Annotated in this window: 8 protein-coding genes and 6 pseudogenes; 6 read left to right on the forward strand and 8 right to left on the reverse strand. The window is 66.3% G+C overall.

Going from position 1 to position 12,837, the window contains the following annotated elements:
- The 4 genes and pseudogenes from AB0M18_RS32280 to AB0M18_RS32295 form a co-directional block, all read left to right on the forward strand.
- Positions 1–148 (forward strand): annotated as a pseudogene (locus tag AB0M18_RS32280) (IS5/IS1182 family transposase); the annotation flags it as partial.
- A 122-nt stretch (positions 149–270) separates the two neighbouring features.
- Positions 271–543 (forward strand): annotated as a pseudogene (locus tag AB0M18_RS32285) (WhiB family transcriptional regulator); the annotation flags it as partial.
- A 75-nt stretch (positions 544–618) separates the two neighbouring features.
- On the forward strand, positions 619–939 hold the full coding sequence (locus AB0M18_RS32290; protein WP_365764425.1) for a transposase: 321 nt from the start codon (positions 619–621) through the stop codon (positions 937–939).
- 833 nt (positions 940–1,772) lie between these two features.
- Positions 1,773–2,258, forward strand: a complete 486-nt coding sequence (locus AB0M18_RS32295; protein WP_365764427.1) for a DDE-type integrase/transposase/recombinase — start codon at positions 1,773–1,775, stop codon at positions 2,256–2,258.
- 33 nt (positions 2,259–2,291) lie between these two features.
- On the opposite strand, the gene AB0M18_RS32300 is transcribed toward AB0M18_RS32295, so the two are convergent.
- From AB0M18_RS32300 to AB0M18_RS32315, 4 genes are all read right to left on the reverse strand, one after another.
- Complete coding sequence (locus AB0M18_RS32300) at positions 2,292–3,503, reverse strand: MFS transporter (RefSeq protein ID WP_365764355.1); 1,212 nt, start codon at positions 3,501–3,503, stop codon at positions 2,292–2,294.
- Positions 3,500–4,519 carry a tetratricopeptide repeat protein gene (locus tag AB0M18_RS32305; protein WP_365764429.1) on the reverse strand — a complete coding sequence of 340 codons (1,020 nt, stop codon included), beginning with the start codon at positions 4,517–4,519 and terminating at the stop codon, positions 3,500–3,502. Before AB0M18_RS32305 ends, AB0M18_RS32300 begins: the two co-directional genes overlap by 4 nt.
- Before the next feature lie 193 nt (positions 4,520–4,712).
- Positions 4,713–4,853: a hypothetical protein gene (locus AB0M18_RS32310; protein WP_365764357.1), complete on the reverse strand. Its 141-nt coding sequence runs from the start codon at positions 4,851–4,853 to the stop codon at positions 4,713–4,715.
- Positions 4,854–5,914: 1,061 nt separating this feature from the next.
- Positions 5,915–6,106, reverse strand: coding sequence for a transposase (locus tag AB0M18_RS32315; protein WP_365764431.1), 192 nt, complete (start codon positions 6,104–6,106; stop codon positions 5,915–5,917).
- A gap of 797 nt (positions 6,107–6,903) precedes the next feature.
- Here AB0M18_RS32315 and AB0M18_RS32320 point away from each other — a divergent pair.
- Positions 6,904–7,118, forward strand: a pseudogene (locus AB0M18_RS32320) (IS21 family transposase); the annotation flags it as partial.
- 418 nt (positions 7,119–7,536) lie between these two features.
- Here the strand turns inward: AB0M18_RS32320 and AB0M18_RS32325 are convergent.
- Together AB0M18_RS32325 and AB0M18_RS32330 are read right to left on the reverse strand one after the other, a co-directional pair.
- Complete coding sequence (locus tag AB0M18_RS32325; protein ID WP_365764359.1) at positions 7,537–8,742, reverse strand: hypothetical protein; 1,206 nt, start codon at positions 8,740–8,742, stop codon at positions 7,537–7,539.
- A gap of 110 nt (positions 8,743–8,852) precedes the next feature.
- Positions 8,853–9,803 carry a beta-ketoacyl-ACP synthase III gene (locus AB0M18_RS32330; RefSeq protein ID WP_365764361.1) on the reverse strand — a complete coding sequence of 317 codons (951 nt, stop codon included), beginning with the start codon at positions 9,801–9,803 and terminating at the stop codon, positions 8,853–8,855.
- Between the two features lie 1,811 nt (positions 9,804–11,614).
- Between AB0M18_RS32330 and AB0M18_RS32335 the strand changes: the two are divergent.
- Positions 11,615–11,695 (forward strand): annotated as a pseudogene (locus AB0M18_RS32335) (hypothetical protein); the annotation flags it as partial.
- A gap of 221 nt (positions 11,696–11,916) precedes the next feature.
- Here the strand turns inward: AB0M18_RS32335 and AB0M18_RS32340 are convergent.
- Together AB0M18_RS32340 and AB0M18_RS32345 are read right to left on the reverse strand one after the other, a co-directional pair.
- Positions 11,917–12,126 (reverse strand): annotated as a pseudogene (locus AB0M18_RS32340) (transposase); the annotation flags it as partial.
- A gap of 220 nt (positions 12,127–12,346) precedes the next feature.
- Positions 12,347–12,625: pseudogene (locus tag AB0M18_RS32345) on the reverse strand (transposase family protein); the annotation flags it as partial.
- Positions 12,626–12,837 lie beyond the last annotated feature (212 nt).

Below are 12,837 nucleotides of genomic sequence, written 5' to 3' on the forward strand. Positions count from 1 at the left end.
CGCCCGCGACTACGAAACCCGGCCCACCCGCTCCGAAGCCATGATCCACATCGCCATGACCGACCTCGCGGCCCGCCGCCTCACCAGCGAGAACACCATCTCCTGGCGAGACCCGAAGAAGGCCGCCAAACAACCCATCTCGGGATGAAATATCGAACGAAAACGACCTCTAAGTAGGGATTACTCAAAGCCGCGGTGCAGGGCTGTGTTCCCCTCAGAGGAAGGCCAAAGAAACTGACCAGGCGTTAAGCGAGTAAGTGGATCATGGTAATGCGAGATCAGAGGACACAGCTGAAGGCGTCGGCAGGTGGGCGGTATGCCGCGCCTGGCGGCGGCGTGAGTGACTGGAGGCGCCGGGCGGCCTGCGCCGACCCGGCTGTCGACCCGAACCTTTTCTTCCGTCACGGCGCGGGGAAGCCGGGCCTTAACTGGGTTCAGTCTGCCAAGCAGGTATGCGCCCGCTGCCCCGTGGACAAGTTCTGTCTGCAAGTCGCATTGCAGGGTCGCGAGCGTGTGGGAGTGTGGGGAGGCAAGACTCCATATGAGCGCCGCAGGGTTGCAGCAGATGGCCACAGCGTTGCCAATGACACCGGCTGTAATCAGGCGGCCCTCGCAGAGGTGAAATTGCTCATCAGCGACGCGCAGTGGGCCCGGATCGAGCCGCTGCTTCCCGCCCCGAAACCATCTCGGGGCGGTCGGTGGCGTCCTCACCGCCAGGTGATCGAAGCGATCGCCTGGAAATACCACACCGGCACTAGCTGGCGCGCTCTGCCCGCGTCCTACGGCTCGTGGAGTGGCGTCATCAAACGGCACCACCGATGGTTGGCCGACGGAACCTGGGACCGTATTCAGCAGGCGCTGCTCACGCAGGCCGATCCCACCGATGAACTGAGCTGGCTGCAGCTCGCCGTGGGCTGCGGCGAGCCCGTTCCGCTGTGACGGACACCATCGGTGTGCTGGTCATGCTGCTCTACGGAACCTGGGTCTCCCCCTGAGTGGTGGACACGCTGATACTGGATCTGCTTGATCCGGAGGAAGCGAGAAGACCGCCGATGGTGATGAAGGACTACTCGGACGACTTCAAGGCCGATGCCGTGGCCCTGCACGGGTCCACGCCCGGGGCTACATAGAAGAGCATCGCCGCTGACCTGGGCATCATCAACCGGGCGACCCGCGCTGGGCGCTGCGGGACCGTGAACGCCCCTGCGCCGGCCCGGAGCGGGCAGACGCCACCGTCGGCAGATCCGGACGAACGGATCCTGCAGCTCAAGGACCAGGGTGGCCGAGCTGAAGGCGAATGAGCGGAAGCTGGCGACCGAGCGAGACATACTCCGCAAGGTGGCCAAGTATTTCGCCGGAGAGACGAACTGGTGAGGAGCCGCTTCCAGTTCGTCGACGGCCACCGGGACGCTTACGAGGTCAAGCGGCTCTGCCAGGTCCTGGAGGTAAACCGCTTTCGAGCTACCACAAGTGGCTCGCCGGTGTTGAGAACCGGGCCGCCCGGCGGCACGAGCACCGGCTCACGGCCGAGAAGATCCGCGAGGTCCACGGCGAATCGGCGGCGCCTACGGCTCTCCGCGGGTGACGGCCGAACTCCGCGAAACGGGTCTGCGGGTCAACGAAAACGCGTCGCCCGGGTGATGCGGGCCTTCCCGATCACCGGCACCCGCCTGCGCAGACGAATCCGCACCACCGTCCCGAACCCGGCAGCCTCACAGGTGCCGGACCTGTTCCAGCGGGATTTCACCACCGCTGAACGCGGCCTGAAACACATGGGAGACATCACCTATCTCCCCCTCGCGGGCGGGGAGTTCCTCTGCCTCGCGACCGTCCTGGCCTGCTTCAGCCGCAAGGTCGTCTGCTGGTCCATCGCCGACCACACGCGCACCGACCTGGTCACCGACGCACTGAAGCTGGCGGCCGCGACCCGCGGCGTTCTCGACGGGCGGTGTTCCACTCCGTTCACGGAGCCCCGCCCGCGCCGGACCGCTACGGGCAGGCGGCGAGACCCCGGGCCCGGATCACGTCGTCTAGTCGGGCACGGTCAGCGTGACGGGGCACAGCAGGGCGTATACCTGGCCCCGGTCCTTGGCGGGCCGGGATGTCGGCCGGATGCGCGATGTCCCCAGCGAGGGCGTGAACCTCGACATGGCCGCCTCAACCTGGCCGCGGTAGAGGTACCGGTCGAGCGGGAGTCCCCCGGGCGCCGGCGTATGCCGACGACCAGCAACCAGCCGAGCGCGCGTGAGCCTGCGTAGGGGCCCGGGGGACGCGGCCGGTCTCTCGGCTGGTCAGCGGGCGGGTGCTGCTTCGGGCTTGCGGGTGGTGTCGGTTGCTGGCGTGTGGCGTGGCAGGCGCAGGCTGAGCGGAGTGATGGCGCAGGCGAGGGCTGCGAGGGTGAGGGCGAGATGGGCGCCCAGCCCGGTGGAGAGCATGGCGCTGGAGAGGGCGGGGACGGTGAGGTTGCCGAGGGTGCAGGACATGAGGAAGGCGGCGTTGTAGCGGCCGCGTTCGGCGTCGGGGGCGAGGTCGTTGATGAGGGGTGAGAGGCTGACGGCCATGAGGCATTCGCCGAGGGCGATGACGCCGGCGGCGATGACCAGGTAGCCGGTCCAGCGGTCCGCCGACCAGACCAGCAGCCATGCCGCGGCCCACAGGATGCCGATGGTGGCCAGGGTCCGGTGTTTGGGCCAGGTTCGGGTGAGGCGCATGACGGGTATCTGGACGGCGACGACAGTGAGGGTGTTGGCCAGGTAGGCCAAGGCAAGCAGCCGTGTCCCTGCGCCGGTGATGCCGTAGGTGGCGATCTTGAACTGGTTGAAGCCGACCAGCGTCAGCAGCGCGCCAAGGCCACAGACGGCCCATAGCGGCCGGCTGCGGGGCAGGGTTTCCCGCAGCGGGATGCGCCGGGCACGGGCGGGTGTGACTGCCCGCAGGGCGGGGGTGGTGAGGGCGAGCGCGGCGAGGAGGAATGTGGCGCCGTCGAGGCTGTAGGCGAGGGTGAAGGAGGCGGGGTGGCGGGTGTCGACGGCGAGTGCGGCGAGGAGGCCGCCGAGGCCGAGTCCGAGGTTGAGTGACAGGAAGCGCAGGGCGAAGGCGGTGGGTCGCTGTTCGGGCGGGATGAGGTGGCCGAGGAGACTGTCCTGGGAGGGCAGGGCGATGGACAGGCCGCCGCCCATCAGGGCGATCGCCGCCACAACAGCGGACAACGAGTGCACCACCCCGAACGCAGCGGTGCTCGCGGCGGCGAGAATCAGGCCCGTGATGGTGATGCGCCGGGCGCCGTAGCGGTCGGCGAGCACGCCGCCGAGGGGGTTGCCGAACACACTGACCAACGGGCCCACCGCAGCCGCCAGCGTCGCGAGCCCGAGCGGGATGCCGCGTACCGCGTGCAGATACACCACCAGGAGCGGTGCGGTCATACCCGACCCGAGCGCGGAAACCAGTTCCGAGCCCAGCACCCACCAGGCCCCGTGAGCCAGGCGGGGCAGCTTCGTCGTCATGCCGAATCCTTTGGCCCGAGCGTTTCCAGGCCGCGGCGGACCGTGCCCAGGAGTGGGTGGCCGGATTCGACCGAGGCCACCAGGATGGTCACGGCCCGCTGCCACAGAGCCCTCGCACGATCCGGATCGCCGTGGCGGCCGGCGAGAGCCGCCAGGTTGTTCAAGGTCACCGCCAGTTCCGGGTGCCCGGTTCCGAGGGCCTGCTCCTTGAGCCGTAGGCAGCGGTCGAAGAGCTCCTCCGCCCGCGTGTAGTCCTCGCGCCTGTAAGCCAGGGCGGCCAGGTTCCCCAGCGCGACACCGGTCTCGTAGTGCTCCGGACCGTATGTCTCCTCGATGGTCGCCAGCGCCTCGGTCAGAAGCGTCTCCGCCTCGTCGAGCTCGCCGAGCTCGATCAGCACCGGGGCCAGGGCCGCCTTGTCCAGCGCCACCTCCACATGGTCCGGCCCCAACGCCCGCTCACGGATGGCGATCGCACGCCGGCCCGGCTCCACCGCGGCGGCGAAGTCACCGCGTGAATGCGCCAGACCACTCAGGTTGTGGTGCAGTGATGCCGCCGCTCGCTGATCGCTGACGCTGTTCCCCTCCAACAGCGTCAGGGCCCGCTCGTAGAACGACTTCGCCTCATCGAACTTCCCCGTGTACTTGAACAAGATCCCCAGCTCGTTGCACACATCGATCCGCATGCTCCCGGGCACGGCAGCTGCTTCCTCAGCCGCTGCCAACGCCTCACGCAATACCTCCTCCGCCTCTCTATAACTGCCCTGGGCCCGGTACAGGCCGCCCAGCAGAGCGCGAGCCCGCACCCACAGCGGCACATCGCCCATGCCGACAGTTGCCTCGGAGGCCAGCTCGAACAGCCGCCCGGCCCGTAGATGGTCACGCTCGTCCCGCGCCCGTATCCCCAGCGTCAGCAACGCCAGCGCAACAGCCTCCGCTCCCTCGCCAGCCTCCTCCCCAACCGCCGAGGCTGCCGCTAGCAGTCCCGTCCCATCGCGCGCTCCATGCTCGTCCACCATCTCGGCCACCGCCCGCAGCAGCCCCTCTGACACCGACACCACAAGCAAACCCTTCCATCGAGAAGCAGAGCGGGGCCCGCGCCTAAGCACAGACCCCGCCCCTCGGAACCGCCGACCAGGACCGAACCTCACCGGGCACGGCCGCACGCCCCCGTTATCTGCTCATCCCGAGCAACAACACCAACCGCAACGGTCAGTACCGAAGCGCAACCTCAGCGTGGTTCAGCTGGCTGCCGGGCTCGAGGGCGACCTCGGCGTGGTTCAGCTGGCTGCCGGGCTCGAGGGCGACCTCGGCGTGGTTGACGGTAATGCCGTCTGCGGGGACGTGGCTCATCTGTATCTCCTGAACTCGAGTCGGTGTAAATACGCTGCGTAATGGCAGAGCAGAGCTCAAAGCCAGGAAACAGCCTGATCAACAGGCGGGAGCCAGTCCTGAGTGTTCGATACTCAGATCATGCATGCAGATCAGAATGAAGTGTCAGTGTTCGATGGCGGAGCTTCGATCTGACTGGACGCCCTCACCTGTTTACAAAGGGTTACAGAGTCTGGTTCGGTAGAGAGCGCGTCCAGGGGCCATGTTCACTTGGAAGCGTTCATCTAACGACGGCCTCGCCTCCCCTCGGGCCGCGACCGGGTCGGCCGGCCCCGGCCCCAGGCGTCCGTGGAGGCGCAAGTCGGCTTTCCGGGCGGTCTCTCGATGCGCAATTTCGATTCTGGTCTTCGATCCACTCCCACACCGCCACAGGATTCACCGGGGTGGCCAGCTCCACACTTCATTCGTCGCCCCTGCCGACGGCGGTCATGACAAGCGGTTCTGATTCACTTCTGTGGGTTCCGGAGGGTGACGGCCTTCAGTCGGCGAGGAGTATCTGCCTCGGCGCTCGGTCATCATCGCAGTGAAAGGAGCGGACGCACGCGGCGACGGCGTCCAGTTCGGGACGACGCGACAGGAGCTCCTTGAGCTGAGCACGCTGCTCTCGTCCACGTGGTCCGGGTGCGGCGTGATCAGCCAGGTGGCCGTGCGGACCGTCAGCGTCCTGGGCTTGTCGGGCGCGGGTTTGCCGCTCGCCCGGATCTCCTGGAGCTGCCGGCGCACGGTCCTCTTGCTGCCGGTGAAGCCGAGCTCGGCGATCTCATCGTGGAGCCGTGCAGCGCTCGTTCCAGCGCTGGTGGAGGTAGGGCGAGTAGGCGCGATCCGGTGCCCAGCGGTGCCTCCTCGGGCGTGGCCGCGTGCGCATACCGACGCACCGTCTTGCGGTCCAGCCCGAGAGCCTCGGAGATCACCTGGATCGGGACGCCCTTGCGATTGAGGGCGTGCACGGCAGCGTGACGCTCGCGGCGCCGGATGACGCGCATCCCCTCCGGTCGCCCGACACCTCCTGCTCGGCAGCGACATCAGCAGGCGCGTCCTCGGTAGCCTCGACGAGGCAACTGCGGTGCGCAGCAATGCACTTCTCGACGGGCCTCACACAGGTTCTTCCAGAAATGGAAGCGGTCTGCGACCTGGATCGCGTCAGGGCAGGCGGTGCGTACTGCCTCGGCATAGGCACTGGCCCTATCCCGGCAGACGATCTCCGCTTCCGGGATGTGCGCGCAGCCACACGGTGAGGGGTCTCGGCGGTGTGGTCTGGCAAGACGTCGACGCGTTCGCCGGTCTCCATGTCCAAGATGATCGTGCCGTAGACGTGCCCCTTCTTCAGAGCGAAATCATCGACGCCCAGCACACGCGGTGCGGCGTCGACCTGCTTGTCCGGAAGCCTGCGTACGATTCTGAGCAGGGAGTTCGCGTTCGTCGGGATGGACGGGTGCGCGGCCAGCCGGGCGCCGGGACGTCCGGCGAGTGCCAGTGCGATCTTCTCCAGCGAGTAACGCAGGAGCGGCGTGCGCCGCGCGAATCGCTCGGTGAGCCCGTCCGCCTGCTCGACGAACGTGCGGCGACCGCACCCTGCTGCCAGGCAGAGGAAGCGTCGTACCAGCAGGTCGATCACGGCCTGCCCGGCCGCCGCGAGGTCGGCCAGGCGCCGCCGTTAAGCACCATTGACGCGGCCGGACACGGTACCGCAGTCGGGGCAAGCCACCTCGCGGGTCACCGTCCGTGCCGTGAGGGCTATCCCGCCGCCCTCTGCTCTGACCTCGTCCACCACCACGGCGGACAGACGGGAGAACGCCGTGGAGAACGTCGAGAACACACTGCAATCACACGAACGGCCATCCCTCCACCCGGTTGTAACGCCATGTCACCGACCCACAAGAAGTGGATCAGAGCCTAACAAGCTCCCCATAGGCAGCCGTTTACCGCCCCACTGATGGCCACGGGATTCCCTGGGTACGGCCAGTTTTCTCCCCGCTCGCCCGACGAGTCCTGCTCGGCGAGGCTCGAGCGGGTGAGGAACAGCAGGGAGATCGTGGAGATCCCCGAGGCTTACGACTTCACGGGGAGTTACCGCGCGGCGGCCGAGCTGGCCGGGTGCGACCACCACACGGTGGCCCTCTATGTGACGATGCGGGCCGCTGGCCAGAACCCTGGCCAGCACCGTAACCGGGCCCGGAAGACCGACTGCTATCCCCGAAGACCGGGGAACTGGTGGTCCGCCCGCAGAGTAGAGGTCCGCGCCGGCGTGGTGCGCGAGCGGAGGGCCACCACGCCGACGGCTACCGGCCGGCCGCCGCCGGAGGACACCTCTCCGGCAAGGTCCGCCACGAGGGTGTGAACCCGCCGGAGGGCGGGCTCCCGTGGCTCTCCCCGCCCCCGCCCGGCGGCGGCACCACGACGTGAGGTCCGCTCGCGAGCACCGCGGCGTCGAGGTCCGGGCGCAACCGGACCTTGAGGTCCTGGCGGACAAGGGGATACCAGGGCGCCGGGGTCCACGCGGCTCTGCGCGCCCCTGTCGAACAGACGATCTCCCGGATCAAACAGTGGAGGCTCTTCCGCCACGCCCGCGCCAGCCCCAACCCGCGCACGTCAGCCGCGGCAGCCATCCTCACCCACGGTCCACACGTGAAAAAGGCTCCGAGAATCAGCGGGTATGCAGTGACAGGTGATCGATAAAGTCGGTGAAGGCGTCATGGAAGGCACTCATGGAGAGCCTCATCACGACGAGGAACTTCTGAAGTTCAGCGTCGTCGGTGAGGCATTGTTCCAGCATGTTGCAAGTGCGCGCCCAGTGGCCGTCGTCTCCGCCGTCAAACCCGATGTGGGAGGAGAGGAATCGGGTTACCGACGGGGGGTGGTCTATGCCCCACGCCGCGGCCTGGACGTGCAGCTGGGCGATGAGATCCTCGTCCATGTTGGCGGAAAGCCCCTCTGCGACCAGGGGGGACGCCATGAGCAGGACAGGATCTTGTTCGAAGCCTGATGAACTTTGCTGTCCCGCCATGAACTGGAAGACACTGGGGCAGGGCACCATGTCCGACGTTACGAACTGGACATCGGCGCCCAGTGCGGCGAGGTCACTCTCGATGATCCGTTCGTGGTTGATTTCGCCCTTGAGGTGATTCAGCCAGTGATCTCGAAGGTTTCGGCCGTGCGAGTGTGAAACGGCTCGTGCGATCAGACGGGTTGTCCACCGGACGAACTGGTGGATGTTTGACATCGCGTAGATGTACTGCTCCTTCGCCAGAGTGCCGGACCGGATCGACTCGAAGAAGGGTGTTGCGTAGTAGCTGGGGAGCCAGCGGTGCAGTACCTCCACCAGTTCCGGTACGAAGCCGGACTTCAGACACTGGCGAAGCTCCTGGTCTGCCGCTGCCTCGAACGCTGTATGAGCCGCCTGGTCGACGCGGTGCCAGACCGCGGTGTATCCGGGGGGCGAGGTAGCCCTGCTCAGAGGGGTGAAGCCCAGTACCGCGCCCAGGCCGGCTGCGGTCCGCGGGGCTACCTGGGCCACGGCGGTGTGGCGCCCCCATATCCGGCCACGGCGCAGTGCCAGGTAGAGAATGGCGGGGAACGCCGCCTGTGGCGCATCCTCGGCAACCCGCACCCGGCGGATGGCGATCGACTGCCGCAACTGCTCAGGGCGTACTCCGCTGTTCTGGCCGAACGTACAGTGCTCGGCCCGCTCAACCACGGCGGAGGCCATCACCTTGTCGGCCCGGAGGATCTCGACGCAGGTTGAGTCAGCGCCCGCGGCGCTCACGTCCTCGTACCACTCGGATCCGGAGTTGCTGCGGATAGTGGATACAGCCCTCTCCCGGAAGCTCAGGGTGGGGATGTCGCCATTCATAGCATGGCCTTTCTGTACGGGCACGGCGGGCTGGCAGGTGCCTGTTGGGCTGGGAAGGCGGTAGTGAGTCGAATCGGGCGGCCTGAGGAGGCCTGGATCGGCACTGCCAGTCAGGGGCATGCGACGACTTGCGCCGCGTAGGACAGACCGCCTCCGAAGCCCAGCAGGAGTACGAGGTCTCCGCCGCGGATCTGGCCCGAGTGCTTCAGTTTGGACAGAGCTATGGGGATGGAGGCCGCGGACGTGTTGCCGGATTCGGCAACATCTCGCGCGATCACAGCGCGAGTCGCGCCGATCTTTCGTGCGATCGCGTCGATGATGCGGACATTGGCCTGGTGTGGGACGAATGCCGTGAGAGCGGTGGGATCTACCCCTGCCCGCGTGCACGCTTCCAGAGCCACAGGTGCCAGCGCGCTGGTGGCCCACCTGAATACGCTCTGGCCGTCTTGAGTGAACTTGTCTGTGGTCAGGTCGATCCTGATCGCAGACCCCTTTTCAGCGTCGCCGCCCCAGACCACGGGCCCCATCTCGGGACGGTCACAGGCGGTGACGATCGCTGCGCCGGCGCCATCACCGAAGATGACGCATGTCGTGCGGTCGTTCCAGTCCATGAAGTCCGACGCCTTCTCGGCTCCGATAACGAGTGCGCGGCGGGAAGCACCCGCGAGCACGGAGTGCTGAGCCAGGGCGAGCGCGTGTACATAGCCAGAACAGGCCGTGTTGACATCTATAGCGGCTGGGTGGCGCAGGTCCAGACGGGCGGAGACCTGGGAGGCCACGTTGGGGAGTCGGTGGACCGAGAAGCAGGTGGCTACCACAACGAGATCGATCTCGTCAGCCTCAAGTCCACTCTCCGCGAGACAGGAAGCTCCGGCCTTGACGGCCATGTCGACCACCGACTCGTCCGGCCCGGCCAAGCGTCGGGTAACCACTCCGATTCGCTGACGAATCCAGTCGTCACTTGCGTCGACAGTTTTCTCGAAATGAGAATTTGGAACCACGCGATCGGGCTGGAAGTGGCCGACCGACAGCAGGCGGGTTCCTTTTGCGCGGAGGGTCATATTCATTCTCTGGAACGCCAATCAGTCGCTAGCTCGAGTTCGCTCGAGGTGTCTCCTGGTTTACATCGAGTGATGCGTCCAATGACCGAGCCAGGAGGATCTCGAGATGAGTGACCGCCCACTCCAGTGAGGCGGATACCGCATACGGGTGGAACGTGTAGAGAACCAGGGTGTCGTCGTATTCGGGCTCTGGTGCGCTGACGTCCTCGTGGATAGTGCAGCCAAGCCGCTGGAGCATCAGATGCTGATTAGCAGCTGTGCCGACCAGCCCCCAGGCCAGTGACCGCTTCAGTACTCTCGCCATCACCAGGCACGCCAGCCCCAGCAGCGGGCCTACGGTGAAGTGCTGAAAGTCCTGGCTGACCGCGAGGCGTCCACCTTCGACTACCTGATCCCGAGGAATTCCGAGTCGCGAGAGAACAGAAGAGGCAGCTGGACCGAACATCCTCTCCACAGCACCAGTACCAGGTGGAATCCAAGAGTACGGGACGGTTCGGACGGCACCGAGAAGTTGATCTGACTGCCCTTCTCGCAGCTGAACATGAAATGCGTTCCAATCGAGATCCTGCTCGTCTGAAAAACTGTCACCGCAACGAAAGAACGGACGCCTCCCTCCCTCATAATAGGTTCTTCCCCGGAATGTTGACACTTCCGAGACGAGCCTCTGACTCTCCGGACTTGACGGGCCTCGGACTGCGGACACGTCCAGGACGTCTCCCTTTTCAAGGGCCGAAAATAGCCGTCTGTAAGTGGAATCGCGTACAGAATACGACCCCATTCATCTCACCTCTTTTATCCCGTCTCGCACCACTGGTTTCCGGGGTTCAGGCTGGCGGATTCGGCGGACGAACTCCGTCACGCGATGCCCTGGGGATTGAAAGCGGCTATTCCACAACCTCGGGCGTCAGGAGTCGATGCCGATGATCCGCGATCCACCTGTTAACTGTGGGGAATCGAGGTTGGCTGTCATCCGTGTCTCCGCTGTGCGCCGCATGGCAGGCTCGGCGGCTTCGCACTTACGTCGGCAAGCGCGGCGCCGCACCTTGCCGCTTGAAGTTTTTGGGAAGTGCACCGTGCCTGACGATCTGAATATCGTCCCCCTGCAGGCGTTGCTTCTCCCATATCGCGTCCTGTACGAGTCGCCGCAAGTAGTCGAGCCCCACTGTTTTGAGCACTCGTCCGTCGGCCTCGGTTGCGACGACGATTCGTTCAACGGGTCCCCGGTTGAGAAGGCGACCGCACAGTTCGGGTGGAGGCCGGAGGAGGTCCTGTAAGGGATGAAAGTCATTTTGTCGCCAAGAGGTCTGGATTGGTCGGCTGCACCTCCAAGGAGACGCTGAAAAGTCACCATGCGGCTGAGTAATCATTACCTAGCCCTCCGAACTTTCGTGACGGTCCGCCGACGGAGTCGGTGGACGCTTTCGCGTGGTGGGGTGAGGCAGGTTCCGGGCCTGAGCATCGCCTCGGGGTGGCGCCGGGTTCCACTGCTCCGGGTACGGAGCAGTGGCGAAGGGGGAATCCGTCGGTCAGCCGGGGCCTGCCAGCTGGGGTAAGCCGGTCGATGGCGGCGGTGATGTCTGGTCCAGGGCTAGTGCCGGGCCAAACAGAGGAGCCGTCGGCGGCCGGTGGCACCGTCATGCGGATCCGCACCGCCCGCTTCCCCCAGGTCAAAACCCTTGAGTGGTGGAGAGATCGCTGCAAACGGGTTGATCGGCGGGGTGCCGAGCGGCACCGTGAACGGGCCTTGCCCCCCGATGCTGAACACACGGGACACTGGATCCTGAGGATCTGAGAACGGACATCTCGCGGTCATGAAGAACTATCCGCCGGAGTTCAAGGCGGACGCGGTCGTGCTGTACGAGTCGCGGCGCGCGGCGATCAGGTCGGTCGCCGCCGATCTGGGGATCAATCCGGAGAGGCTGCGGAACTGGGTGAGGGCTGCCGGTGCGAGCCGCCCGGATCCAGTTGCGCAGGTCTCGGGATTGCCCCCGAGATCGGCGGCGATCTGCTTAATCGTCGCTCCGGCCGCGATTGGTACAGCGCGACCGCGTCCCGCCTTTGCCGGTGGCCGTGGTGGTCGCCGGTCCGGGCCGGGTCTCAGGGCTTGCGGGGCGCCGGTGCGGGCACCTTCGGCGAAGAACGCCTCGCGGTCGCGGCAGACGATCTCGACGCCAGGGTGCTCGCGGAGCCAGGCGGCCAGGGTCCCCGCCTCGCGGTCGGGCAGCAGGTCCAGGGGCTGGCGTGTCTCGCAGTCGATCAGGATCGTGCCGTGCCGGCGGCCCTTTCTGGTCGCGAATTCGTCCACTTCCAGCACCCGCGGCACCTCCCAGACCGGCTCCGGCAGCGATCACCACGCGCAGCACGGTCTTCCGGCTGACCGCGAAGCCCAGCACCAGCCCCAGTCGGACCACGGCGCGAGCGGCCAGGACGGCACCAAGAGCACCGATGATCCCCTGCAGGACGGGCGTTCGCCGACCGTAGCGGCTGGTCAGCCCTTCGACCTGCTCGGCGAAGGTCACCCTCGCACAGCCGTGGTTGTCACAGAACAGCCGGCGCACAGATAACTCGATGAGTGCCGGCCGGGTGCTGATCGGTGCATTGGCAATCCTGCGTCCGTAACGGCTGTGCACCCGCATCGACGGCGCTCCGCACCCCGGACAGACGGCAGCCGTCCCGTCCTTCGTGCTCGCCGCGACTCGCAGCACGCCGCTCTCCACCACCACGCGTTCCGCCAGCACCGTCACCAGGTGCGGGAACCCCAACGCCAGCAAGGTTTCACACGACCGAAGGATGGTGCACGGATAACGGAGCGTTACCGGCACGACGAGGCAGGTTCATGATCGGCGGTGAGATTGGGAGCCACCCTGATCGGGTGGCTTCTGCTTGATCCTGGGGTGTGTGTCTGGAACGGCGGCGGGTCGTGGAACGTCTAGCGTGGTGCTCCCCGGCCCTTCCGCTCCATGCCCCTGACAGGCGCGGCGTGGAAGGCCCAGTCTCGTTTCGAAGCTGTTCCGATCTGCCTGCCTGCTCGGTG

It is taken from the genome of Streptomyces sp. NPDC051909 (genome assembly GCF_040681095.1).
Lineage (GTDB): Bacteria > Actinomycetota > Actinomycetes > Streptomycetales > Streptomycetaceae > Streptomyces.